The sequence below is a fragment of the Burkholderia sp. PU8-34 genome (assembly GCF_053427725.1).
On record NZ_JBSAXC010000001.1, the window covers coordinates 929,324 to 954,873 of the forward strand.

Sequence of the window (25,550 nt, forward strand, 5' to 3'; positions counted from 1 at the left end):
CTTTCCTCTCCTCAAAGTGATGTTGTTCGCGAGAAATTCGGGATCGTCGTTGGAAGCCGTGCGCCGCGATCCCGGCGGCTCACGGCCCGTAACTATCGGTGCAGTTCAGTGTCCCGGCAGCCGGCGTTCGTAGCTCGGCGCATGACCGAACTGCGCGCGGTACGCCTTGCTGAAATGGCACGGCGAATGAAACCCGCAGACCGTCGTCACGCGCGCGATCGACGCATCGGTCGTGCGCAGCAGGTCGCGCGCGCGCTTCAGCCGCAGCGTCAGGTAATAGTGGGTCGGCGACACGTTCAGATAGACCTTGAACATCCGCTGCAGATGCCGCTGCGACAGCCGCACGAGCCGCGCAAGCTCCTCGAGCGACAGCGGCTCCTCGATGTTCGCCTCCATCAGCCGCACGACCTCGATCAGCTCCGCGCGCGAGAAGCCGACGCGCGCATCGACCGGAATCGGCTGCGGGTCGGTCGCGCTGCGGATCCGCTCGAGGATGAACTGCTCGGACACCTGCGCGGCGAGCTGCTGCCCGAAGCGCGTGCCGACGAGGTTCAGCATCAGGTCGAGCGGCGCGGTGCCGCCGGTGCAGGTCAGGCGGTCGCGGTCGACGACGAACAGCTCGTCGGCGAAATGCACGTCCGGAAACTCCGAATGCAGCGCCGACAGGTTTTCCCAATGCACGGTGCAGCGGTAGCCGTCGAGCAGCCCGCTCGACATCAGCGCATACGCGCCCGTACAGATGCCGCCGAGCGGCAGGCCGCGCTCGGCGAGCGTGGCGAGCGTGTCGCGCGCGCCGTCGTCGACCACGTCGCGGATGCGGATGCCGCCGCACACGATCATCACGTCCGGCAGTTGCGTGTGGTCGAGCGCCTGCGTCGGCCGCACGGCGATGCCGTTGCTCGCATGCACGGGCGCGCCGTCGAGCGAATAGATCGACCAGCGGTAGTGATCGGCGCGCGCAACGTAGTTCGCCATCCGCAAGACTTCGACCGCGCTCGAGAACGCGATCATCGAGAAATTCGGCAGTGTCAGAAAGCCGAAGTGCGCGAGGGACGAAACCGGTGAAACGCTGGCGGCGGGCGCAAAGGCGGCAGCGGCGGCGGCGGACGTCACATCGGTCTCCTAACTGGATGCTTGCACGAGGTCAGCCCCGTGGCCTGCGCCACGGATGCCGAAGCTGGAACGGAGAAAGCGGCCGGGCAATGACGAGAACAAGGCGCCGGCCGCCGGTCAGTCAGGCCTGCGCGGTAGCGGCCTTGACGCGGAACAGTTGCTTGAGGCCCGAGAACAGCGGCGCCTTCGCAGTGCCTGGCGCGCGGCCGAAGCTTTCGGTGATGCGGTCGAGAATGATCGCGAGCAGCACGACCGACAGGCCGCTCTCGAAGCCGAGGCCGATGTCGAGACGCTGGATGCTGGCGAGCACGTCGTTGCCAAGGCCGCCCGCGCCGACCATCGACGCGATGATCACCATCGACAGCGCCATCATGATCGTCTGGTTCACGCCCTGCATGATCGACGGCAGCGCGTTCGGGAACTGCACCTTGTACAGCAGCTGCCACGGCGTGCAGCCGAACGCCTGGCCGGCCTCGACGATCTCGCGGTTCACGTGGCGGATGCCGAGGCTCGTCAGGCGCACCGCAGGCGGCATCGCGAAGATCACCGTCGACAGGATCCCCGGCACGCGGCCGAGACCGAACAGCATCGCGGCCGGAATCAGGTAGACGAACGCGGGCATCGTCTGCATCAGGTCGAGGATCGGACGCACGGTCGCGGCGACCCACTTGCTCTTCGCAGCCCAGATGCCGAGCGGGATGCCGAGCACGAGGCTGATGATCGTTGACGACAGCGTGAGGCCGAGCGTGATGACTGTCTGGTCCCAGAAGCCCGTCGCGAAGATCAGCAGCAGCGACGCGGTGGTGAACAGCGCGAAACGCCAGCCCACCCGCCACAGCCCGATGCCGATGAAGATCGCCATCATCAGCCACATCGGGATCGCCTGCAGGCTGTGCTCGACGAATGCCGCGAGCCCCTCGATCGCTTGACCGATCGCGTCGAACGTCTTCGCGTCGTGGTCGAGCAGGTAGTGAACGGACTGGTCGACCCAGGTACCGAGCGGAATCATTTCAGACATGGGAGCCTCGCGAACGCGTGATGGCCTTCAGGATGAGCGCACGATCGACCGAGCCGCAGTAGCAGCCGTCGTCGTCGACGACGGGCAGTGCATTCGGGCTCGCAACCACGCGCGCGACGACATGTTCGAGCGACGCATCGCGCCGGATGCTCTCGACCGGCCGCACGGACGGCGTGGCCTGACCGATCGCATCACGCGTGACGAAGCCGCGGATCTTGCGTTCGGCGTCGAGCACGAACGCGTATTCAGCGCTGCCGTTCAGCGTCGCCGCGACGTTCGCGGCATCGCACTTCGACACGATCGGCACGGCACCCGTCTGCATCAGGTCGCCGGCAGTCAGGTAGCGGCTCGTGTCGATGCCGTCGAAGAACGCGCGCACGTAATCGTCGGCCGGGTTCGCGATGATGTCCTGCGGCGTGCCGACCTGCACGAGGCGGCCGCCTTCCATGATCGCGATGCGGTTGCCGATGCGCAGCGCTTCCTCCAGATCGTGCGACACGAACATGATCGTGCGGCGCTGCTCCTTCTGCAGCTGCAACAACACATCCTGCATTTCCCTGCGCTTCAGCGGATCGAGCGCGGAGAACGCCTCGTCCATGATCATCAGCGACGGATTCACGGCCAGCGCGCGTGCGAGACCGACACGTTGCTGCATGCCGCCCGACAGCTCGGACGGCAGCTTGTGCGAAAACGGTGCGAGGCCGACCTGCTCGAGCACCTCCATCGCGCGCCGTTCGCGCTCCTTCTTGCCGACGCCCGCGACCTCGAGGCCGAATGCGGCATTCGACACCACGGTGCGATGCGGCATCAGCGCAAACGACTGGAACACCATGCTCATGTCCTTGCGGCGCAGCGCGGTGAGCGCCGAACGGCGCGCCGATGCGACATCGAGGCCATCGATCATCACCTTGCCCGCGCTCGGGTCGACGAGCCGGTTCACGAGGCGGATCAGCGTGGATTTGCCGGAGCCGGACAGGCCCATCAGCACGAAAATCTCGCCTTCCTGCACGTCGAACGACACGTTGTGCACGCCGACGACCTGGCCGGTGCGCTTGAGCACGTCATCCTTCGTCGCACCGGCGGCGAGCATGTCGAGCGCCTGCTGCGGGTTGTTTCCAAATACCTTGCACAGACCTTCGACTACGACCTTGGGGGCATCCATCGAATCCTTCTCCTCGTGTAACGGGGACTCACGTGTGTCATTCGGCGTGACTACATAGTTGCCAGAAAAAACCCCGACCTGCCGACGAATTACGACAAACGCTTGCGCAAATACGACACGGGGGAAAGACGGCCCCCGGCCGCATGGGGCGGGGCGGCGCAGGCGCCGCATGCGGTTTGCGGCGGTGCAGTACGCGCGCAGCCCGCACCGGCAAGCGCTGCGGCCGAATCTTGTGCGCAGCAGCGTGCGGCGAAACAGCGGGTGGAATGCATGCGGCGGCGGCGACGGCGCGTCGCTTTACGACAATTCCGCGTCCGTTCGGAGCGTCACGGATGCGACGCGCGATTGCCGAATTGCGGTAGAAAAGTGCATGACCGTTCTTAAAACTGATGGATGCGGATGCGGGCGTCCGGCGCGATCGCCAGCGCGGGCATTTTGCGGTGGCCATTCACTGTGCGCTATGCGCTGATGTGTGCGGTTCGCGGGTTGCGGTTCGCGGTTCGACAAGAAATTGCCGGGACCGACAGGTTCGATGACTTCGGATTGTCACGCGCCGTTACGAAATTCTCCGCCGCTTCCCGGACATGCATGCGCCGCCGCAGTCTAAATCTTTAGCGGAATCCTTCCGCCGTATCTGACGAGGTCTTACCGTGCAGCACCCTATTTTTCCCCCACTGACTGCGGGAATCGCAGCCGCATTGTTGGGTGGATGTGCCGCAGCGCCCTACGACACATCATCGATGTCGCCCTGTGATCACGAATACATGATCGCCAATCCTGCGGGCGCCGAATATTACTGCGGGTATGGATATCCGCTTTACGAAGGAGGCTTTCTCGGCTTTGTCGATATCGACCGCTTTCACCACCACCACCATGACCGTGACCACGACCATGATCACGACCACGACCACGACCACGACCACGACTTCGATTTTCGTCTCGGCCATGTGCATCACGGCGGCATGATGGCGGGCCACCCGCACGGTCTGGCGCGCGCCGAAGGACACGGCGGCGGGCACGGCTCAAGCGGATCGAGCGGCTCACGCGGATCGAACAGCTCAAGCGGCTCGAGCGGTTTCGGCAGCGACTTCCAGCCGTCGGGCGCGAGCGGATCGCACGGCGGCGGCATGCGCAAGTAACCGGAATTCCGGAACGGACCGCATCTGCGCATTCCGGCCCCGGCCACGGGCGCCGGAATGCGTCAGCCGGAAAATGTTCCGTGACGCCCTTCTCCCGCACTGAATCGCGCGGCGCCGGCCACGCCCTCCGCGAGCACGATCGGCGCGCCCCTTGCCCCCTCCTGCCGCAACGCGTCCGCCAGCGGCATATCCCATTGATCGTATGCGGAGCGCCGGTCTGCCAGCATGCATTGCCGGGGAAATCCGGCGATCTGCCGGGCGATGCGCAGCGCGTACGCCGGCGCTTCGCCCTTCGGCGTCACGTAGTTGACGAGCCCCATGGCCTTCGCCTCGGTGGCGTCGACAGCACGCCCGGTCAGGATCAAGTCCATCGCGTGCCCCATCCCGACGAGACGGGGCAACCTGACCGTTCCACCATCGATCAGCGGCACCCCCCAACGCCGACAGAACACGCCGAAGATCGCGTCCTCCTCCGCGACGCGGATGTCGGCCAGCAGCGCGAGTTCCAGCCCGCCCGCCACCGCATGACCGGCGACGGCCGCGATGAGCGGCTTCGACAGCGCCATGCGAGTCGGGCCCATCGGGCCCGGTCCTTCCCCCGCTTCGTCGACGCTGTTGCGCAATGCCGGATCGCCCGCCGCCTTCAAGTCGGCACCCGCACAGAAATTGCCACCGGCGCCCGTCAGGATCGCGACTGCGAGCGCGGCATCGGCCTCGAACCGCTCGAACGCTTCGCTCAGCAGCAAGGCGGTCGGACGGTCGACGGCGTTGCACCGGTCAGGCCGATTGACGGTGATCGTGCAGATCTCGCCATCCGTTGCGTAAAGGACATCGTCCATCGTCTCCCCCTGATAAGCACACCTAGCCGCGTCTCGTTCGTTATACGCCACCTGCGATCGCGGGGAACAACCCGGCAACCCACGGACACCCGACACTGGCTTGAATCGGGTTCGGTGCGGTCAACCCGGCCATGCGGCGCGTGATCCTTTGTATTCGCGCGCTCGCTCCCTATCTGCACTGACCATGTGTTCCCTGCCCGGCACGACCGGGGCGCTCGACGGCGAGCCCATATCCAGGCGGGAAAATCGTGCCGCACGGCTGTGTTAAATTGCCCGGCAAACAATCCCGATCGCGCTATTGCGACACCCATTCCGAGCCATGCTGTCGACCCACGCCACCACCATTGCGCCGGGGCACCCCGCCCGTGCGCGCCGTGCAACCCGATCCACCGAGAGCGCACGCTACAGCGTGCCAGACCGCTGACGAGTACGGCATCCGGCAACATCGTGCACCGGTCGACGCTTCCCGCGCGACGCGCATCGCGCGGGCGCGCAGGCCGGCCAGCCCGTCGCCGCCGAGCCGCTCGATCACGGGCATTTTCCGGAACCGGACGTGTCTGAATCAGCACGCGTCCGGGCCGCCTGCGGTCCGATACCGTTCGCGATCGCAACACAATAACGATACGTCGCGACATAGCGACTTAGAGAGGGAGTGAATGCGATGACGTGGCTCTTTGCCGTGATCGGCTTCATCGTAGGCGCCATCGGCGCGCTGATCGGCGATTTTTCCGCTGGCGTCGGCGCGCTGCTGGGTGGCACGGTCGGGTTCTGTGTCGGCCACGCGCTCAGGGAGCGCAAGCCGAATCCGGCGATTCCCGACCCGCTCGCGCTCAGCCCCGCACCGCCCGTGACGCTCGCCGAGCGGGTCGCGCGCCTCGAAGCGACGGTCGACACGCTAACGCGCGAGATCGCGACGCTGCGCGGCCAGCTCGCCGGCGTGAAGTCCGCCGCGTCGGCGCCTGCTTCGGATGCCTCGGCCCGGCCCGCATCGCAGGCCCCATTACAGCCCGTCGCGGACGCCGCGCAAGCGGCCACCCCGGCCACTACACCCGCCGCAAGCTCGCCCGCCTCGCCGCCCGCGAAGCACGAACCCGACCTCGTCGAGCGCGCATTCCGCGCCGCCCGCGACTGGCTGCTCGGCGGCAACACGGTCGTGCGCGTCGGGATCATCGTGCTGTTCTTCGGCGTCGCGTTCCTGCTCAAGTACGCCGCAGACAACAACCTGCTGCCGATCGAATTCCGGCTCGCAGGCACCGCGCTCGGCGCGACCGCGCTGCTTGCGGTCGGCTGGCGCGTCGCCGCGCGGCGCCCCGCGTACGGCCTCGTGCTGCAGGGCGGCGGTATCGGCGTGCTGTACCTGACCGTATTCGCCGCGACCAAGCTCTACGCCCTGCTGCCCGTCGGCGCGGCGTTCCCGCTGATGGTCGCGATCTGCGCATTGAGCGCATTCCTCGCGGTGAAGCAGAACGCGCTGCCGCTCGCGTTCATGGGCAGCGCCGGCGGCTTTCTCGCGCCGGTGCTGCTGACGACCGGCACCGGCAGCCACGTCGCGCTGTTCAGCTACTACGCACTGCTGAACGCGGGCATCTTCGCGATCGCGTGGTTCAAGGCGTGGCGCCCGCTCAACCTGCTCGGCTTCGTGTTCACGTTCTCGATCGGCTCCGCGTGGGGCGTGACCGCGTACCGGCCGGAATTCTTCGCGAGCACCGAGCCGTTCCTCCTGCTGTTTTTCCTGATGTATGTCGGCATCGCGCTGCTGTACGCGGCGCAGCGCGAGCTGGCCCTCAAGCATTACGTGGACGGCACGCTCGTGTTCGGCACGCCGATCGTCGCGACCGCGCTGCAGGCCGCGCTCGTGAAGAACATGCCGTTCGGCCTCGCGTGGAGCGCCGTCGCGCTGTCGGCGTTCTACGTCGTGGTGGCCGCGTGGCTCGCGCGGCGCCGCGAGCGTCTGCGCCTGCTGTTCGAGGCAACGCTCGCGCTGGCGGTGATCTTCGCGACGCTCGCCGTGCCGCTCGCGTTCTCGGGGCCGACGACGAGCGCCGCGTGGGCGATCGAAGGCGCGGCGATCGTCTGGGTCGGCGTGCGCGAACGGCGCCTCGCACCGTTCGGTTTCGGCCTGCTGATGCAGGTCGCGGCGGCCGGCGCGTTCTTCGCGGGAATGCTCGGCGAAGCCGATACGGCCGCCGTGCTGCCGGTGCTCAACAGTCCATACCTTGCGACGCTGCTGATCGCGCTCGCCGGCCTGTTCACGGGCTGGTGGCTGCACGCACGCGCCGAAGCGCGCGCGTGGCACGCGTGGATACCGGAGATCGGCGTCGCGGCGGCGAGCTGGGGGCTGCTGTGGTGGCTGTGCGGCGGCGCCCGTGAAATCCTCGTGTACGCGGGCCATCATGTCGATGCGCATCCGGACCGCTTCACGACGGACACGCTCGCGCTGTTCGTCGCCGCGACCGCAGGGCTCGCACACGCCGCGCGACGCAAGCTCGCGTGGCCGCTCGCCGAATGGCCCGCCTACGCGCTGGCGCCGGTGCTCTCGCTGTTCGTGCTGCGCGCGTTCGACGCGCACGAAGCGCCGCTGTCGGGCCTCGGTGCGATCGTCTGGCCGGTCGTCGTCGCAGCCTGTTATGCACTGTTGTGGCGGCAGTCTTTCGAGTGGACGCCCGCGAGTGCATCCCCCAAGGGCACGTCCGTCGGCACGCATCGCGACACCGATGCGTCGCCCGCCGGCCCGTCCTTCGACGCTCCCCCCGAACGCACTTCTTCTGTTGCGCCCCGGATGGCAGCCGCCTCCGACGCGTCCGTGCTCGCACCGCTGCATACGCTGATGTTCTGGAACGTGTCCGGCCTGCTCTCGCTGGAAGGCTACTGGCGCCTGCGCGCGTATGTGCCGGAAGGCGCGTGGAGCTGGAGCGCGTGGGCGTACGGCTTCGGGCTGCTGCTTCTGCTGGTGTCCGGCGTCGGTACGCGCCTGCGCTGGCCCGTCGCGCGATTCCCGCGCGCGTACCAGCTGTGGGGGGCAGCGCCGCTCGCCGCGCTGCTGTGGCTGTGGAGCATCGCGAGCGTGTCGAGCGACGGCGACGCGTCGCCGCTCTTCTGGCTGCCGTTGCTGAACCCGCTCGACGTCGCGCAGCTGCTGATCTTCGTCGCGATTGCGACGTGGCTGCGGCGGCTGACGACGCTCGGCGTCGCGTGGCGCCCGCCCGCGATCGGCTACGCGGCGGTCGCAACCGTGTTCCTGTGGTTCAACGCGATGCTGCTGCGCACGCTGCACCACTGGACCGGCGTTCCGTACACGCTCGACGACATCGCGCATTCGACGCTCGTGCAGGCGTCCGTCTCCGTGTTCTGGACGGTGTGCGCGCTCGCGACGATGATCTGGGCGACGCGCCGCCGGCTGCGGCCGCTGTGGTTCGTCGGTGCCGCGCTGCTCGCGCTCACCGTCGTCAAGCTGTTCCTGTTCGACCTGTCGCACGTGAAGGGCGTCGAACGCATCGTGTCGTTCATCGGCATCGGCGTGTTGCTGCTGTTGATCGGTTATTTCTCGCCGCTGCCGCCGAAGGCAGTGGGCAATTCGGAAACGAACGAATGAAGCATCTCGTTGCCTTGCTCGGACTGAGCGCCCTGGTGTCGTTCGCGTCGTCTGCAACGGCCGCTGCGACCGGCACCGCGCGCGCCGACGCCCCCATCGCGCGGCGCTTCTCGCTCGACCTCGACGGCAGCGCCGCGTACTACACGCTGACGGTGCCGCCGGCCGTCTACGCGGCAAGCCGGCGCAACGATCTCGGCGACCTGCGCGTATTCAACGGCGCGGGCGAGCCGGTGCCGTACTCGCTCGACGCGCCAGTGGCCACCGAGCCGCCGCCGCAACGGCATCCGGTGCCGTGGTTTCCGCTGCCTTCCGCCGACGCAAACGCCGACATGAATGCTGCGCATGCACCGCTCGGTGTATCGGTCGCCGCCGACGGCTCGCTGCGCGCGACCGTGCCTGCGCCGCCGCGCGCGCGCCGCACCGCGGATCTCGTCGACCTGTCGCACGCGGGCGGGCAGGTAGGCGCGCTGCTCGTTCACCTGCGCAACGACCGCTACCACGGACGCGTGAGCATCGAGGCCAGCGACGACCTTCAACGCTGGCAGCCGCTGACGGATACGCAACTGCTGAAGGTCGCCTACGACGGCCATACGCTGACGCAGGAACGCATCGCGCTCGACGGCGTACGGCAGCGCTATCTGCGGCTGAACTGGCTCGACGGCGCGCCGGACATCGCGTCCGCCGAAGCCGAAACGCGCGCGTGCGGCGCCCCGAAGGAAGCCCCTGTCGGGGGCGCACCGGAGGCAGTGCCGTCGGGGTGCGCCCCGGATGGCGCGGCCGCATCGCGTCAATGGCGCGACGGCGTGCGCATGCGGCCCGGCGGCGCGCCCGGCGAGTATCTGTTCGAGACGGATGGCGCCTATCCGGTCGATCGGCTGCGCCTTGGCCTGCCTCAACCCAATACAGTTGCGCACGCAACAATACAGACGAGGACCGACACGCAGGCGCCGTGGCGCGACGTCGCGGACGGCATGCTGTTCCGGCTGCAAGGCAAGGCCGGCGAACAGCGCAATCCGCCGCTCGAGTTCGCGGCGGACGCGGACCGCCTATGGCGCATCGTTGTGGACATGCACAACGGCGGCCTGGGCGGCGGGCTGCCGACCGCGACCGTCGGCTGGCGCCCCGCGTCGCTGACGTTCGTCGCGCGCGGCGCGGCGCCGTTCACGCTCGGCGTCGGCAACGCGGCGCTCGCGTCGGCGGCAGTCGGCCGCGATGCGCTGCTGATCGGCACGTCGACCGAAATCCGGCCCGCGCGCGTCGGTGACGCGCAAACGGTTGCGCCCCCGGCCGCATCGGCGCCCGCCGCTGCCGATTCGGACGCGCCGCGCCGCTATGTGCTGTGGGCGTCGCTGGTGATCGCGGTCGGCGCGCTCGCCAGCATCGCGTGGCGCCTCGCGCGCGGCGACGGCCCGCAGGATCGCGGGCGGCATTGAGAGGCGCACGCCAGAACCTGCTCCCGGTACGCAATATTTAAGCAGCGACCCTTGCGCAACCTCTCTATGCAACCTCCCTTACGCAACCTCCCTCTACGCAACCGCCTCTACGCAACCATCCTTTACGCAAACACCCTTACGCAACGTCCCCTACGCAACCTCCCTCTACGCAACCTCCCTCTACGCAACCACCCTTAAGCAACTGCCCTTACGCACTCGTTTTTACACAACCGCATTTACACAACGTTTACCCGCCGTCCGCGTTTATTTCGATGATTGCAATGCAGGAGTGCATATAGTCAAAAGTATCCGAATCGAGGTGCCACGACATGCGCGGAATCCACGAAGCGGGGCACCGGCAAGGCCGGCACAAACGCCCGGCCATCTCCCTGAAAATGCTGCTGATGGCAGCAGCCCTTGCGCTGTCGGCCACTGTCGCGCCGCCTCCGGCAGGTGCGCAGGTTGCCGTCGCGTCCCCCGCTCCCGTCGCCGATGCGCCAACGGATACGTCATCTGACGCGCCCGCCGATGCGTCAGCCGTTGCGCCAGCCGTTGCGCCAGCCGTTGCGCCAGCCGGTGTGCCAGCCGATGCACCGTTCGCGCTCGACACCATCGTCGCGACACTGCGCAAGCGCTTTCACGTCGCGTATGCGGACGCACGGGCCATCGCACACGCGGTGCAGACCGAATCGGACCGATTCGGGCTCGCGCCGGCGCTGCTGCTCGCGATCATCGCGGTCGAATCGGGCTTCGATCGCCATGCAGTCAGCGTCATGGGCGCACGCGGACTGATGCAGGTCCTGCCTGCCGCGCATCGCGATCTCGTCGCCCGTGTGAAGGACCTGTCCGATCCCGCGACCAACGTGCGGATCGGCGCGGCGATCTTCCGCAGCTATCTCGACGATGCGGACGGCGATGTCGAAACCGCGCTCGTCCGTTACAACGGCGGGACGAAACGCTACGCGCAGCGCGTGGTGCTGCGGGTGCAGCAGTTCGACGCGCAGCTCCGCCGGCCGGCCGTGTCCACTGTCGACGCAGAGCGCTCGGCGAGCGCGCAATAAGCGGGCACGCGGAACGACGCGCACGCCGGCGCGCGGCAACCCCGAGTCACGATCATTCAGCCCGTCAACGCGGCGCTGCATCCGGCTGCCCACCATCGCTGTTTGCCCGACTCGCGCAACCCCGCGCCGCTTAGCCGATAGCCGACGCCGGCTTCCGTCAGGATGTATTCGGGCCGCCGCGGATCGCGTTCCAGCTTGCGGCGCAGATGCCCGACATAGATGCGCAGGTAATGCGGATCCTTTTCGTGAGCGGTTCCCCACACTTCCTGCAGCAGCCGGTCGTGCGTGCTGCAGACCAATCTCGCGCTTCGGAGGATGTATGGGGCGCCGCCGGCGGCGTGATCGTGCAGCTGACTGGCGTTGCGCAGCGGCATGCGTGTCGTTCGGTGCGCGCTGCGCCTGCCGGAACCTGACGAAAGAAGGGTCCAGATCCCGGCATGACCATACCTGATCGTCGCGACCGCACCACGAAACCGGCCGTGCGGTCGCTCACTGATGCCCCGCATGCACGCGCATGGCGGCCGCTCTCGGCAGCGGCCGATACCAGCGCCATCGACGTCTCCGATATCAACCTCGATTCGCGCGCCGGCAACTGCGATTCCCGCCCGCGATTCCCGCCCCCTCGGACCGGTGTTCGCCAGCCGGCCACGCGACGAACCGGTCCCTGCCAGCTTTACTCATACAATTGAATATTTATTTTCGCGTTTTCACTAACTTGAAAATACAAATTCACTGGATCATACTTCGCCCCTACCGTTACCAGACCAACCATCCCACCCCGTGAGCAACACCAAGCTGCCCGGCGCGATCGAGCGCATTCACCACGCATCCGCGACCGCGTCGGACGCGTTGAAGCCCGTCGCACGATGGCTGGCGTCCCATTCTCTCGACGCCGCAACGCTCACGATCGAGGAAGTCGCCGAAGCGTGCGGAGGCTCTGTCGCCAGCGTCAACCGGTTCGCGAAGCACGCCGGATATCGCGGGTTTTCTGAGCTGAAGGCGGACCTTGCCGCGGTCGTGCGGCAAGCGCTGCAACCGGTGGAGAAACTGGACGCGTCGTCGGCGCAAGAGGGGATTGGCGCCTGGCTCGCGGATCACCAAAGCAACCTCGCTGCGATGGATTCGTCGCTTCAACGGGAGCGGTTGGCGCAGGTGGTGACGCGCATCGTCGCGAGCAACGCCGTGTATTGTCTCGGGCTTGGCCTGAGCACGTATCTGACCGGATTGCTTGCGGACACGTTGATGCCGTATCACCGGCGGGTTGTATGGGCCGCTGCGGGTGGCGGCAGTGAGCAAGCCGCCCGGCACATGACGCACATCGGCACCGGCGACACGCTGGTCGCGATCTCGCTGCCCCGCTATTCGCGCGACACGGTCGAGCTTGCGCGCTTTGCTCGCGAACGCGGCGCTTTCGTCGTCGCCCTGACCGACAACCCCACCGCGCCGCTCGCTGCTACGGCCGACGCCGTCTTGCTGGCGCCCGCCGAGCATCGTGTGCTGTCGTCGAGTTCGGTGGCCATGGTCGCGCTCATCGAAACACTGGCATCGGAAGTGCTGAAAGCGACCCCGCAGACGAAAGCCGTCGCGGCCGCCTTGTCGCAAACCGTTCTGCCGTATCTCGTGTTCGACACCCCATCGTCGACGCCGGCCGCCCCCAACACCACGCGCGACAAGAAGACCCGGGACGCCAGCCGCACGCGTGGCGACGCCGCTCCCGGAGCACCTCGCAAGACGCGCAACCCGACATGATCTTGCGAGCGTCGCCGTCTTTCGTTTCAGCAGTTCGAGTAGTCGAGGAGACTCAACATGACCACTACCTCCGATAGCACCGCGGTCCAGCCGCTCATGGATACGGCGGGGCTCGCAGGGCATCCGCGCGGTCTCACCACGCTGTTCTTTACCGAGATGTGGGAGCGGTTCAGCTTCTACGGGATGAGAGCCATTCTCGTGCTGTACATGGTCGCCGCTCCGGGTCTGGGCGGGCTGGGCTACGACACGCCCCATGCGACGGCGATCTACGGCACGTATTCGATGGCCGCCTTCCTGCTGTCGCTGCCGGGCGGCATCATTGCCGACCAGTGGCTTGGCACGCGTCGCTCGGTATTGATCGGCGGCATCATCATCGCGGCCGGTCACTTCACCATGGCCATTCCCGCGGTCCCGACGTTCTTCGCGGGGCTCGTGCTCGTCGCATCCGGGACGGGCCTGCTCAAGCCGAACGTGAGCGCACTCGTGGGCGGCCTCTACTCGCAAGACGACGTCCGTCGCGACAGCGGGTTCTCGCTCTTCTACATGGGCATCAACATCGGCGCATTCCTCGCGCCGCTCGTCTGCGGCTTTCTCGCGGAAGCCGAGCCTTTCAAGAACGTGCTCCGCTCGTTCGGCATCGATCCGGTCAACAGCTGGCACTTCGGTTTTGCAGCGGCGGGCGTCGGCATGCTGCTCGGTCTCGTCGTCTTCTGGATGCAACGCGGCCGTCTCGAGCACGTCGGCGATCGGCGCGCGGCGAAGCCCGCGCCGTCGACGCAGAAACGGCAAGGCGGCGCGCTGCAGACGGCGGTCTACGTCGCACTCGGCGCGTTCACGGTCGTTGGCACGGGGCTCGCGGGAAGCAACTGGCAGAACGTGCTTCCGTTCCTGCTCGCATTCGATGCGCTCGTGCTCGTCATCATGATGGGCATCCGGGAACAATTGACCGGCGCCGAATGGAAGCGCCTCGCGGTAATGGGCATCTACTTCGTCGTGACGATTGCGTTCTGGTCTGCTTATGAACAGAAAGGCTCGAGCCTGAGTCTCTTCGCCAAGGAAATGGTGCAGCGAAACATCGGCAGCTTCGTCGTCCCCGCGGCCTGGTTCCAGTCGCTGACCGCGCTGTACGTGATCCTGCTCGCGCCGGTGTTCGCGGCGCTCTGGGTGCGGCTCGGTCGACGTCAACCGTCGAGCCTCGCGAAGCTCGCGCTGGCGCCGCTGCTGATCGGCGTCGGCTATGCCGCGTTCGCGCTTCTGTGCTCGTCGCTTCATGTCGGCGCGAAGATCAATCCGCTCTGGCTTGCCGGCCTGTTCCTGTTCGAAGTGTTTGGCGAGCTGTGCCTGAGCCCGATCGGCCTGAACCTCGTCACGAAGCTCGCGCCCGTCAAGCTCGTCGGTTTGATGATGGGACTCTGGTTCTTCGGCAGTTCGTTCGGCTACAAGCTTGCCGGTTACTTCGCGGGCTATTACGTGCCCGACCCGGCACGGTTGACGGTGCTCTATGGCAGCATCGCAGCAGGACTGTTCGCCGTTGCTGCACTGCTGTTCATGATGATGCCGATGATGAAGAAGCTCGTCGGGGACGAGTCGGCGAAGGCCGCGACGCACACGCACTGACGATTGAACCGAATACCGCAGGAAACGTGAAATGGCAAATTACATCCTCGCAGTCCACGGTGGCGCCGGGACTCTGCAGCGCGGCGTCATGACGCCGGAACAGGAAGCGGCTCATCGCGCCGCACTCGAAGAGGCGCTCGTGGCGGGCCATCAGGTTCTGAAAGCCGGCGGGTCGAGCGTCGACGCCGTCACCGCCGCCGTCGTCTCATTGGAGAATTGCCCGCTGTTCAACGCGGGGCGCGGCTCGGTGTTCACGCATGCGGGCACCCACGAAATGGATGCGGCGATCATGGAAGGGCATACCGGGCGCGCAGGCGCGGTGGCCGGCGTGTCGCGCATCAGGAATCCCGTCGAAGCGGCACTGCGCGTGATGGATCGATCCACGCACGTGCTGCTGTCGGGTGCGGGGGCCGAGCAATTCGCCGCCGACGAGGGTCTTGCGCTCGAGCAGCCCGAGTACTTCCACACCGATTTTCGCTGGCAGCAGCTGGTCGCAGTGCGCGACACGGGACGCGCATTGCTCGATCATGACGGTACGGCGCTGCTTCGCAAGCAGGAGCCGTCCGACACGAGCCGGCTCATCAACGGCGAACACAAGTTCGGCACGGTCGGCGCCGTCGCGCTCGATGCAAACGGTCATCTCGCCGCCGCGACCTCTACGGGCGGCTTGACGAACAAACGCCACGGACGCATCGGCGATTCGCCGCTCATCGGATGCGGCACCTTTGCCGACACGCGCGTGGCCGTGTCCACGACGGGAACGGGGGAGGCATTCATCCGCGCTGTCGCGGCCCATGACGTCGCTGCACGGATGAAGTACGGTCATGCGATGGTCGACGAGGCCGCGCGCACGGTCGTCAACGAGGTGATTCCGAGGCACGGCGGCAGCGGTGGACTCATTGCCGTCGATGCCGAGGGGCGTGTGTCGATGCCGTTCAACACCGAAGGAATGTATCGCGGCGTTATTCAGGCGGACGGCAAGCGGTATGTCGACATCTATCGGTAGAGGCGACGCGTCACTTCAATCGCGACTGCACGGAATCCCGGCCCCCTGCCACCATCTGCTCGATACCAGCGTAATCCAGGGCATCGACGAAATCATCGAGGTCATCAAGCGTCGGGCTTATGGATACCGCGACGACGAATGACGCTTCGTCGAAATCCGCGCCGCGTTCGCCGGTAATCGTCGATGAACGAAAAAAAGCCCCGCCTGCATCCAGCCGGCGGGGCCAACCCATGTCAGTAGAGACATCATGGAGGAGACGGAGCCCATCATATCGACGGGTCCGTGCGCACCCAACCAAGCATTTCTGCTATCGATCTGGGGTCGCCCGGCGCACGATTCACCCGCCCGGACGGCATATCGATAGAACGAAAAGTCGTTTTCAGACTGGCTCCGGGGTCGTTACCATGCGGTTTTAAGCCTGTGCTTAGCCGGGCACCCCCATCCCCGAGGAGCACCCCTTGACTGCATTCGACCAACATCGCCGGCCGTTCGTCGTCGGCATCGGCGGCACCACCCGCGAATCGTCGTCGACCGAGCGCGCGCTGTCGTTCGCGCTGCGCGGCGCGCAGGCGGCCGGCGCCCGTACCCGTCTGTTCGACGGTCCGTTCCTGCACACGCTGCCGCACTATGCGCCCGAGCAGAAGACGCTGACCGACGCGCAGCGCGACCTGATCGACACGGTGCGCCAGGCCGACGCGATCATCATCGCGACGCCCGGCTATCACGGCGGCGTCTCCGGACTCGTGAAGAACGCGCTCGACACGCTCGAGGAACTGCGCGCGGACGAACGCCCGTATCTCGACGGCCGCGCAGTGGGCCTGATCGTGACCGCATACGGCTGGCAGGCGGCCGGCACCGTACTGACGTCGCTGCGCTCGATCGTCCACGCGCTGCGCGGCTGGCCGACGCCGTTCGGCGCGACCGTCAACACGCTCGAAACGCGCTTCGAGAGTGCGGATAGCTGCTCGGATCCGAAGGTCGTCGCGCAGCTCGAGACGGTCGGCGCGCAAGCCGCCGAATTCGCGCTCGCGTTCGCATCGCATCGCGCGGCGTCGCATGCGGCATCGGTCGACGCGCTCGCGCCGGTGCTGAAGATCGCCAACCACTAAGGTCGCGTTCCGCGTTCCGCGTTCCGCCTTCCACCGCCCGCGCCCGGTGTCGCTCGCCGCGCGCGGGCGGCGCACATTCGCGCGCCGCGCGCTCACACTCGATAACGATTCGGCCCGCCGCGTGATTTGCATTGGCCGAAAGATTGGTTCACGCGGCACGCGGGTTTTCGTACGCTGAAAGCCCGATCCTTCTCCTCGCATGCCATGAATCGCACGATCCGCTACAAGGGCTACGAAGTCGCGCCGGCCGCTGCCCGGCTGCCGAACGGGCTGTTCGCGGCCAACCTGACGATCGAGAAGGCAAGCGCCGGCCCGTCGCACGCCGTGTCGTTCGACGCGATCGATTTCTTCTTCGAAGAGGAACATGCGCTCGCGTATGCGTCGCGCTGGGGCCGTCTCTGGGTCGACGCGCACGCTTGACCTGCGTCACGCGGGTGTCAGCAAGGCCGCAAGAAAATACGCGAATCACGGAGCCGTGGGACAATCTTTCACTCCGTAATCGCGATAACAATAGCCATGACTGACACGCTGCAGGATGCACATGCAGCAGCAGATCACGCAATGCGCAACTGGACCTTCGAGAGGCAAGGCCCGGTAAAAATCGGTTCCGATGCGCACAAGCAGATGTTCTGCCGCATGCTGCTCGACACCCACAACCCTTACAAGCCGGCCGTGATCGACTGGCCGCCGCTGAAGCCCGACGAACTCGAGCGGCTTACGTCGCTGCCGATCTGGGATATCGCAGTGCAGACCGAAGGCCGCGCGTCGATCCGCGTCGCGACGTTCGCGTCGACCGTGACCGACACGCTGCTGAAAGAGGCGCTCGACATGGATGGCGGCGAGGAAGCACGCCACAAGGTCGTGCTGTCGAGGCTCGTCGACGCGTACGGGATCAAGCTCGCACCGGAACCCGCCTATCCGGCCCCGAACGACGCCGAATGGGCATGGGTCGTCACGGGCTTCAGCGAGTGCATCGACAGCTTCTTCGCGTTCGGCCTGTTCCGCTCCGCGGAGCGCTCCGGCTACTTCCCGCCCGAACTCGTCGACACCTTCGAGCCGGTGATCCAGGAGGAAGGCCGGCACATCCTGTTCTTCGTCAACTGGTTCGCGTGGTACTGGCGCAATATGGCGTGGTGGCGCCGGCCGTGGTTCTTCGCGCGGGTTGCCGCCGTGTGGGCGTTCCTGATCTGGGAACGGATCGGCATCGCGCGCGGCATCGACGCCGACGGCGTTGCGCACGACGCCAATTTCGCGAGGACCGGCACGGCGGCCGTCGGCGATGCGCTCGATCCGCGCGAGTTGATCGAGCTGTGCCTCGCCGAGAACGATCGGCGCATGGCCGGCTACGACAAGCGGCTGCTGCGTCCGACGTTCGTCCCGCGCATCGCGCGCTTCGCGCTGAAGTTCATCAGGAAGTGAGCGCCGCCGGCGCTGGCGGTGCCTGGCGACCGTCCGCGCAGCGTGCGCCCGCGACACGCACTGCGCGGATTTCCTCATACCCGTTCCCCGTGCCTACGCTTGCCCGGCGCACGACCGGCCCCATTTCTTCACGTGCGGATGTCTGGCGTTCGCCTGTGCCGAGATTTCGCAGCGTCTGCGGCCTCCACTTTGCGCAAACCGCTATCTGTATTACGAGTTGCTGTACGGTGACTATCCGCTGATCCACAACTCGCCGTTCCTCGGCAAGGCCGGGTATTTCTATCCGGACTTCGATTGCCAGGCGCGCGGCCGCGCGCAAGCCACCAGTCTGGCGAACTCCCCGCCATCGGACTGTCAGGGATGGTCAGGGCCCGCGCCGACCGGCGACGGGCCCTGACACGACGATCAGGCTTCCGCCATCACGAGCAGTTGCGCGCCGTCGGCCACCTGGTCGCCGACGCCATACAGCACTTCGGCGACGACGCCGGCAGCCGGTGCGCCGATCGTGTGCTCCATCTTCATCGCTTCCATCACGATCAGCGGCGTACCCGGCTCGACCGCCTGCCCGGCCTCGACCAGCACCGCGATCACCTTGCCCGGCATCGGCGCGGTCAGGCGCCCGCCGCCGTGTTCGGCGTCGCCCGCATGTGCGAGCAGGTTGCGCCACTCGAACGACTCGGACGCGCCCTGCGTGAACACGTGGAACGTGTCGCCGTCCGCATACACGCGGCCGTTGCTGCGCACGCCGTCGAGCGTCACGTCGAAGTCGAGCGGCGTCGCGCCGCGCGCCCACGCGAACGGCTGCGCGGGCGCGTCGCCGATCGCGAGCCGCTTGCCGGCCGCGTCGTCGTCGACGGTCACGGTGAGATCCGACTCGCGATCGATCGCACGCCATTCGACCGTGCGGCGGAAGCCCGCGTTCAGCCGCCAGTTCGACAGCGCGGCCCACGGCGAACCCTCGCCCGCGAGCGCTTCGCGCTCTCGCGCGCGCAACGCCGCACAGGCGAGCGCGAGCGCCGCGCGCGGCGGCTGCTGCGGCGCGAACAGCGCGTCATGGTTGCGCTCGATCAGCCCCGTATCGAGATCGGCTGTCGCGAACGGCTCGCACGCGACAATGCGCTGCAGGAACGCGGCGTTCGTATGAAGACCCACCACCTCGCATTCGCGCAGCGCGCGCATCATCCGGCCGAGCGCTTCCTCTCGGTCCGCGCCGTGCACGATCAGCTTCGCGATCATCGGGTCGTAGAACGGCGTGATCGCGTCGCCCTCGCGCACGCCGCTGTCGACGCGCACCGGCGCGCCGATCGAGAACTCGACGCCTTCCGGCAGGCGCAGGTGCTTCAGCGTGCCGGTCGACGGCAGGAAGCCGCGCGCGGGGTTTTCCGCATAGAGGCGTGCCTCGATCGCATGCCCGGTCACGCGCAATTGCTCCTGCTTCAACGGCAGCGGCTCGCCCGACGCGACACGCAGCTGCCACTCGACGAGATCGAGGCCCGTGACCATCTCGGTGACGGGGTGCTCGACCTGCAGGCGCGTGTTCATCTCCATGAAGTAGAACGCGTCGCCGGTCATGATGAATTCGACCGTGCCCGCGCCGACATAGCCGACCGCGCGCGCGGCCGCGACCGCCGCTTCGCCCATCGCCTGCCGCACTGCGTCCGGCAGGCCCGGCGCCGGCGCTTCCTCGAGCACCTTCTGGTGACGGCGCTGCACCGAGCAATCGCGGTCGAACAGATAGACGGTATTGCCGTGCGTGTCGCCGAACACCTGCACTTCGACGTGGCGCGGACGCGTCAGGTATTTCTCGATCAGCACGCGATCGTTGCCGAAGCTGCTCGCCGCTTCGCGCTGGCACGATGCGAGCGCGGCAGGGAAATCGTCGGAACGCTCGACGACGCGCATCCCCTTGCCACCGCCGCCCGCGCTCGCCTTCAGCAGCACGGGGTAGCCGATCGCGTCGGCCTCGCGGTGCAGCAGCGCGGTGTCCTGCTCGTCGCCGTGATAGCCGGGCACGAGCGGCACCGCAGCCGCGTGCATCAGCGCCTTCGCGGCGGCCTTCGAGCCCATCGCCGCGATCGCGTCGACCGGCGGCCCGATGAATACGATGCCGGCCTTCTCGCACGCGTGCGCGAAATCCTCGTTCTCGGACAGGAACCCGTAGCCGGGGTGGATCGCCTGCGCGCCGGTCGCGCGCGCGGCGTCGATGATGCGCTCGATGCGCAGGTAGCTGTCGGCGACTGCCGACCCGCCGATATGCACGGCCTCGTCGCACGCGGCGACATGCTTCGCGTGCGCGTCCGCATCGGAATAGACGGCGACGCTCGCGATCCCGAGACGTTTGCACGTCGCGGCGACCCGGCAGGCGATTTCGCCACGGTTGGCGATCAGAATCTTGTCGAACATGGCTTCGATGTCGTCCGGTAAGGGATGGGGTTCACGCTTCGCGCGGCGGTCACGCCCGCCATGACGGCGTGCGCTTTTCCAGGAACGCGGCGATGCCTTCGCGCGCTTCCGCGCCGGCGCGGGTCCGCGCGATCCAGTCGGCGGTCTGGTCGATCAGCGCCGCATCGAGCGGATGGCCCGCGACGTCGGCGACGAGCCGCTTGCACGCGCGCACCGCGTCCGGCCCGTTCGCGACGAGCGTCGCGGCCAGTTTCTCGACCGTCTCGCCGAGCGCGTCGGCCGGCACCGCGTCGTGAATGAAGCCGAGCGACGCCGCGCGCGCGCTGTCGAACACTTCCGCGGTCGTGAAGTAGCGCCGCGCCGCACGCTCGCCCATCGCGCGCACGACATACGGCGCGATCGTGGCCGGAATCAGCCCGAGGCGCGCTTCGGACAGGCAGAACTTCGCGCCGTCCACGGCGATCGCGATGTCGGCGGCGGCGACGAGGCCGACGCCACCCGCATACGCGTCGCCATGCACGCGCGCGATCACCGGCTTGCCGCAGCGGTGGATCGCCTCGAGCATCCGCGCGAGCTTGCGCGCATCGGCACGGTTCTCGTCATCCGAGTAGCCGGCCATCTTCTTCATCCAGTTCAGGTCCGCGCCCGCGCAGAACGCGGGGCCTTCGGCCGCCAGCACCACCGCGCGCACGCCTTCGTGCGCGTCGAGCCATTCGAACGCGGTCGTCAGCTCGGCGATCATCGTCTCGTTGAACGCGTTGCGCACGTCAGGGCGCGCGAGCGTGACGGTCGCGACGCGGTTTGCTTCGTTGACCTTGATGGTTTCGTATCGCATCGTCCGCTCTCCTCGTTACATCCGGAACACGCCGAAACGCGTGTCGTCGATCGGCGCGTTCATCGACGCGGCGAGCCCGAGGCCGAGCACGTCGCGCGTCTGCGCGGGATCGATCACGCCGTCGTCCCACAGCCGCGCGCTCGCGTAGTACGGATGCCCCTGGCGCTCGTACTGGTCGCGGATCGGCTGCTTGAATGCTTCTTCCTCTTCAGGCGACCACGCGCCGCCCTTCGCTTCGATGCCGTCGCGGCGCACCGTCGCGAGCACCGACGCGGCCTGCTCGCCGCCCATCACCGAGATCCGCGCATTCGGCCACATCCACAGGAAGCGCGGCCCGAACGCGCGGCCGCACATCCCGTAGTTGCCGGCGCCGAACGAGCCGCCGATGATCACCGTAAACTTCGGCACCTTCGCGTTCGACACGGCCGTCACCATCTTCGCGCCGTGCCGCGCGATGCCTTCGTTCTCGTACTTGCGGCCGACCATGAAGCCCGTGATGTTCTGCAGGAACACGAGCGGGATCTTGCGCTGGCAGCACAGCTCGATGAAGTGCGCGCCCTTCACGGCCGATTCCGAGAACAGGATGCCGTTGTTCGCGACGATCCCGACCGGGTGGCCCCAGATGTGCGCGAAACCCGTGACGAGCGTCGTGCCGTAGCGCGCCTTGAATTCATCGAATTCGGAATCGTCGACGATACGCGCGATCACCTCGCGCACGTCGAACGGCTTGCGCGTGTCGGCCGGGATCACGCCGTACAGGCTCTGCGCGTCGTAGCGCGGCGGCTTTGCGTCGTGCAGCGTCACCGGCGTCGCGATCTTCGGCGCGAGATGGCCGACGATGTTGCGCGCGATCGACAGCGCATGCGCGTCGTTCTGCGCGAGATGGTCGGCCACGCCGGACAGGCGCGTGTGCACGTCGCCGCCGCCGAGATCCTCGGCGCTCACTTCCTCGCCGGTCGCCGCTTTCACGAGCGGCGGCCCGCCGAGGAAAATCGTGCCCTGGTTCTTCACGATGATCGACTCGTCGCTCATCGCCGGCACGTACGCGCCGCCCGCCGTGCACGAGCCCATCACCACCGCGATCTGCGCGATCCCCGCGGCGGACAGCGTCGCCTGGTTGTAGAAGATGCGGCCGAAGTGGTCACGGTCGGGGAACACGTCGTCCTGGTTCGGCAGGTTCGCGCCGCCCGAATCGACGAGGTACACGCACGGCAGCCGGTTTTCCGCGGCGATCTCCTGCGCGCGCACGTGCTTCTTCACCGTGACCGGGTAGTAGGTGCCGCCCTTGACCGTCGCGTCGTTGCAGACGATCACGCATTCGCGGCCGGCGATGCGGCCGATGCCGGTGATGATGCCCGCGCCTGGCGCATCGTCGTTGTACATGCCGTTCGCCGCGAGCTGCGACAGCTCGAGGAACGGCGTGCCCGGGTCGAGCAGCTGCGCGATGCGATCGCGCGGCAGCAGCTTGCCGCGCGACAGGTGCTTGTCGCGCGCGGCCGCGCCACCGCCCTGCGCGAGCTGTTCGATCTTCGCGCGCAGGTCGGCGACGACCGCCTCGAGCGCGGCGGCGTTCGCGCGGAATTCTTCCGAACGCGGGTTCAGTTTGGATTCGATGATCGGCATCGACAGGCTCCGTTCGCGTGACGTGGGCGTGACGTGGGGATTAAAGCGTTTCCGCGAACAGCTCGCGGCCGATCAGCATCCGGCGGATCTCGCTCGTGCCGGCGCCGATTTCGTAGAGCTTCGCATCGCGCCACAGGCGGCCGACCGGGTATTCGTTGATGTAGCCGTTGCCGCCGAGGATCTGGATCGCCTCGCCGGCCATCCACGTCGCCTTCTCGGCCGTGTAGAGGATCACGCCCGCGCAGTCCTTGCGCACCTGGCGGATGTGGTCGCTGCCCGCCGAGTCGAGATGGCGGCCGACCGCGTACAGGTACGCGCGGCATGCCTGGAAGGTCGTGTACATGTCGGCGACCTTGCCCTGGATCAGCTGGAATTCGCCGATCGCCTGGCCGAACTGCTTGCGGTCGTGGATGTACGGGACGACCGCGTCGAGACACGCGGCCATGATGCCCGTCGGGCCGCCCGACAGCACCGCGCGCTCGTAATCGAGGCCGCTCATCAGCACCTTCACGCCGCCGTGCAACTGGCCGAGGATGTTCTCTTCCGGCACTTCGACGTCCTGGAACACGAGCTCGCCCGTGTGCGAGCCGCGCATGCCGAGCTTGTCGAGCTTCTGCGCGACCGAGAAACCCTTCATCCCCTTCTCGACGATGAACGCGGTGATGCCGCGCGGGCCGGCTTCGATGTCGGTTTTCGCGTAGACGACGAGCGTGTCGCAGTCGGGGCCGTTGGTGATCCACATCTTCGTGCCGTTCAGCACGTAGCGGTCGCCGCGCTTGTCCGCGCGCAGCTTCATGCTGACGACGTCGGAGCCGGCGTTCGGCTCGCTCATCGCGAGCGCGCCGATGTGCTCGCCGGACACCAGCTTCGGCAGGTATTTCTGCTTTTGCGCGTCGGTGCCGTTGCGGTGGATCTGGTTCACGCACAGGTTCGAGTGCGCGCCGTACGACAGGCCGATCGACGCGGATGCGCGCGAGATCTCCTCCATCGCGACCATGTGCGCGGTGTAGCCCATGTTCGCGCCGCCGTACTCTTCCGAGACGGTCATGCCGAGCACGCCCAGGTCGCCGAACTTGCGCCACAGGTCCATCGGGAACTGATCGGTGCGATCGACTTCCGCCGCACGCGGCGCGATTTCCTTCGCCGCGAAATTCGCGACGGTGTCGCGCAGCATCTCGATGTCTTCACCGAGCATGAATTGCACGCCGGGCAGGTTGCTCATGTCTCCTCCGTCTCCAGAAAGTGCGTTGCGCGCACCGATTTCTGAGTTTTGCTCAAAACCGGTTGTTGCGCCGATTCGTTAGCCAATACCGCGGAAATTCTGCGTAGTGTCGCGCTTCGCCGGGGCCTGCGTCAATAGTTTTTTGAGTCACACTCAGATAACTCGGATATGATCTCGGCATGACAGCCGCCGCCCCCGACACCATGACCGAGACCGTCAAAGCCGACCGCGCCGACACGCCGCGCGCGCCCGCCGGCCGCAAATCGCAGCAGCGCGTGCAGGACATCCTGCGCGCCGGACGTGAAGTCTTTGCTGAAAAAGGCTACGAATCCGCGACGACCGCCGAGATCGCGCAGCGCGTCGGCGTATCCGAGGGGACCGTGTTCAGCTACTTCCGCGGCAAGCGCGAGCTGTGCGCGCGTGTGATCGCCGATTGGTATGACGAAAACATCACGGTGTTCGAAAGCGGCATGCCGCTCAGCGCGCCTGTCGATCAGCAGTTCGCGTTCGTCGTCAGCACGCACCTGCGGCTGATGCTCGTGAGCGGCACCGGGCTGTGCGCGCTCGTGCTGTCGGAGGGGCGCGCCAAGCAGCATGCGCTGAGCGACGAGCTGACCGCGCTGCAGCGCCGCTACACGGCGCCGCTGATGGACGTGCTCGCGCGCGGGCAGGCAGCCGGACAGGTGCGGACCGACCTGCCGCTGAGCCTGCTGCGCTCGATGGTGTTCGGGCCGATCGAGCACGTGCTGTGGGATGCGATTCTCGGGCGCCGGAAACTCGACACCGAAACGACGGCCGCGCAGCTGATCGACATGCTGTGGGCGGCCGTGCAGCCGCCGGCGCCGGAGCAGGCGGCGCTCGTGCGGTTCAGGAACGAGGTGGCGGAAGCGGTGCGGCGGCTGGAGGGCGGCGGCACACGCGCATGAGTTCCACGGCCGGTGCGACGGCGCGGCTGCGGTCAGCGGCGGCGAGCGCGTGACTGCCGTGGCCGGTGCGGCTGGCGCAGCCGCCGTCGGCGGCGGCGCGCGCGGCCGAGCGATGTCACGATCTCACCGGATCGCGCGGCAATGCGTGAGCTTCAGACCCGGCAGCACTGGCGCGTCGATATAGCCGTCGTTCAGGCAACTGAAACGGAAGAATTCCGCGGCCTCGAACGGCTTGATCTGTTGCCCGTTGAACTTGATCTTCAGCGCGTCCTGGTCTGCCACAC

Annotated in this window: 18 protein-coding genes and 5 pseudogenes; 13 read left to right on the top strand and 10 right to left on the bottom strand. The window is 67.2% G+C overall.

From position 1 onward, the window contains the following. Window positions 1–105 precede the first annotated feature (105 nt). The 3 genes and pseudogenes from ACV22Z_RS04260 to ACV22Z_RS04270 form a co-directional block, all read right to left on the bottom strand. The gene (locus ACV22Z_RS04260) at window positions 106–1,113 is read right to left on the bottom strand and encodes a GlxA family transcriptional regulator (protein ID WP_448075045.1); all 1,008 of its coding nucleotides are present in this window, start codon (window positions 1,111–1,113) and stop codon (window positions 106–108) included. A 121-nt stretch (window positions 1,114–1,234) separates the two neighbouring features. After that, window positions 1,235–2,131: a choline ABC transporter permease subunit gene (gene choW / locus ACV22Z_RS04265; RefSeq protein WP_448075046.1), complete on the bottom strand. Its 897-nt coding sequence runs from the start codon at window positions 2,129–2,131 to the stop codon at window positions 1,235–1,237. Then, a pseudogene (locus ACV22Z_RS04270) lies at window positions 2,124–3,651 on the bottom strand (quaternary amine ABC transporter ATP-binding protein); the annotation flags it as partial. The pseudogene ACV22Z_RS04270 and the gene choW, both read right to left, overlap by 8 nt. 406 nt (window positions 3,652–4,057) lie before the next feature. On the opposite strand from ACV22Z_RS04270, the gene ACV22Z_RS04275 reads away from it, so the two are divergent. Further along, entirely contained in the window at window positions 4,058–4,432 is a 375-nt protein-coding gene (locus ACV22Z_RS04275; protein ID WP_448075047.1) for a hypothetical protein, read from the top strand. A 62-nt stretch (window positions 4,433–4,494) separates the two neighbouring features. Here ACV22Z_RS04275 and ACV22Z_RS04280 read toward each other — a convergent pair whose 3' ends face one another. Then, complete coding sequence (locus ACV22Z_RS04280; protein WP_448075168.1) at window positions 4,495–5,271, bottom strand: crotonase/enoyl-CoA hydratase family protein; 777 nt, start codon at window positions 5,269–5,271, stop codon at window positions 4,495–4,497. A 661-nt stretch (window positions 5,272–5,932) separates the two neighbouring features. Here ACV22Z_RS04280 and ACV22Z_RS04285 point away from each other — a divergent pair. The 3 genes from ACV22Z_RS04285 (at window position 5,933) to ACV22Z_RS04295 (ending at window position 11,357) form a co-directional block, all read left to right on the top strand. Next, the gene (locus ACV22Z_RS04285) at window positions 5,933–8,863 is read left to right on the top strand and encodes a DUF2339 domain-containing protein (RefSeq protein ID WP_448075048.1); all 2,931 of its coding nucleotides are present in this window, start codon (window positions 5,933–5,935) and stop codon (window positions 8,861–8,863) included. Further along, a complete protein-coding gene (locus tag ACV22Z_RS04290; RefSeq protein ID WP_448075049.1) occupies window positions 8,860–10,296 on the top strand; it encodes a DUF3999 domain-containing protein in 1,437 nt (478 codons plus the stop codon). The genes ACV22Z_RS04285 and ACV22Z_RS04290 overlap by 4 nt, the downstream gene beginning before the upstream one ends. A gap of 329 nt (window positions 10,297–10,625) precedes the next feature. Beyond that, window positions 10,626–11,357 carry a lytic transglycosylase domain-containing protein gene (locus tag ACV22Z_RS04295; protein ID WP_448075050.1) on the top strand — a complete coding sequence of 244 codons (732 nt, stop codon included), beginning with the start codon at window positions 10,626–10,628 and terminating at the stop codon, window positions 11,355–11,357. 128 nt (window positions 11,358–11,485) lie between these two features. On the opposite strand, the pseudogene ACV22Z_RS04300 reads toward ACV22Z_RS04295, so the two are convergent. Then, window positions 11,486–11,644 (bottom strand): annotated as a pseudogene (locus ACV22Z_RS04300) (winged helix-turn-helix domain-containing protein); the annotation flags it as partial. Window positions 11,645–12,137: 493 nt separating this feature from the next. Here ACV22Z_RS04300 and ACV22Z_RS04305 point away from each other — a divergent pair. The 8 genes and pseudogenes from ACV22Z_RS04305 to ACV22Z_RS04340 all read left to right on the top strand — a co-directional run. Beyond that, on the top strand, window positions 12,138–13,106 hold the full coding sequence (locus ACV22Z_RS04305; protein WP_448075051.1) for a MurR/RpiR family transcriptional regulator: 969 nt from the start codon (window positions 12,138–12,140) through the stop codon (window positions 13,104–13,106). A 57-nt stretch (window positions 13,107–13,163) separates the two neighbouring features. Further along, window positions 13,164–14,723, top strand: coding sequence for a peptide MFS transporter (locus tag ACV22Z_RS04310; RefSeq protein WP_448075052.1), 1,560 nt, complete (start codon window positions 13,164–13,166; stop codon window positions 14,721–14,723). 31 nt (window positions 14,724–14,754) lie between these two features. Next, a complete protein-coding gene (locus tag ACV22Z_RS04315) occupies window positions 14,755–15,729 on the top strand; it encodes an isoaspartyl peptidase/L-asparaginase family protein (protein WP_448075053.1) in 975 nt (324 codons plus the stop codon). A gap of 13 nt (window positions 15,730–15,742) precedes the next feature. Continuing rightward, window positions 15,743–15,871 (top strand): annotated as a pseudogene (locus ACV22Z_RS04320) (ISL3 family transposase); the annotation flags it as partial. 316 nt (window positions 15,872–16,187) lie between these two features. Continuing rightward, a complete protein-coding gene (locus ACV22Z_RS04325; protein WP_448075054.1) occupies window positions 16,188–16,838 on the top strand; it encodes an NADPH-dependent FMN reductase in 651 nt (216 codons plus the stop codon). A 204-nt stretch (window positions 16,839–17,042) separates the two neighbouring features. Then, window positions 17,043–17,258, top strand: a complete 216-nt coding sequence (locus ACV22Z_RS04330; protein ID WP_448075055.1) for a transcriptional regulator — start codon at window positions 17,043–17,045, stop codon at window positions 17,256–17,258. 96 nt (window positions 17,259–17,354) lie between these two features. Then, entirely contained in the window at window positions 17,355–18,257 is a 903-nt protein-coding gene (locus ACV22Z_RS04335; RefSeq protein WP_448075056.1) for a ferritin-like domain-containing protein, read from the top strand. A gap of 193 nt (window positions 18,258–18,450) precedes the next feature. Next, window positions 18,451–18,591: pseudogene (locus tag ACV22Z_RS04340) on the top strand (DUF2827 family protein); the annotation flags it as partial. A gap of 71 nt (window positions 18,592–18,662) precedes the next feature. On the opposite strand, the gene ACV22Z_RS04345 reads toward ACV22Z_RS04340, so the two are convergent. The 4 genes from ACV22Z_RS04345 to ACV22Z_RS04360 are packed head-to-tail and all read right to left on the bottom strand — an operon-like array spanning window position 18,663 to window position 24,340. Further along, the gene (locus tag ACV22Z_RS04345; RefSeq protein WP_448075057.1) at window positions 18,663–20,660 is read right to left on the bottom strand and encodes an acetyl-CoA carboxylase biotin carboxylase subunit; all 1,998 of its coding nucleotides are present in this window, start codon (window positions 20,658–20,660) and stop codon (window positions 18,663–18,665) included. 49 nt (window positions 20,661–20,709) lie between these two features. After that, window positions 20,710–21,495 carry an enoyl-CoA hydratase/isomerase family protein gene (locus tag ACV22Z_RS04350; protein ID WP_448075058.1) on the bottom strand — a complete coding sequence of 262 codons (786 nt, stop codon included), beginning with the start codon at window positions 21,493–21,495 and terminating at the stop codon, window positions 20,710–20,712. Window positions 21,496–21,510: 15 nt separating this feature from the next. Next, window positions 21,511–23,118: a carboxyl transferase domain-containing protein gene (locus tag ACV22Z_RS04355; RefSeq protein WP_448075059.1), complete on the bottom strand. Its 1,608-nt coding sequence runs from the start codon at window positions 23,116–23,118 to the stop codon at window positions 21,511–21,513. Window positions 23,119–23,158: 40 nt separating this feature from the next. Continuing rightward, a complete protein-coding gene (locus ACV22Z_RS04360; protein ID WP_448075060.1) occupies window positions 23,159–24,340 on the bottom strand; it encodes an isovaleryl-CoA dehydrogenase in 1,182 nt (393 codons plus the stop codon). 179 nt (window positions 24,341–24,519) lie between these two features. Between ACV22Z_RS04360 and ACV22Z_RS04365 the strand changes: the two genes are divergently transcribed. Further along, window positions 24,520–25,266 carry a TetR/AcrR family transcriptional regulator gene (locus ACV22Z_RS04365; RefSeq protein ID WP_448075061.1) on the top strand — a complete coding sequence of 249 codons (747 nt, stop codon included), beginning with the start codon at window positions 24,520–24,522 and terminating at the stop codon, window positions 25,264–25,266. Window positions 25,267–25,389: 123 nt separating this feature from the next. Here the strand turns inward: ACV22Z_RS04365 and ACV22Z_RS04370 are convergent. Further along, window positions 25,390–25,548 (bottom strand): annotated as a pseudogene (locus ACV22Z_RS04370) (hypothetical protein); the annotation flags it as partial. Window positions 25,549–25,550: the final 2 nt, after the last annotated feature.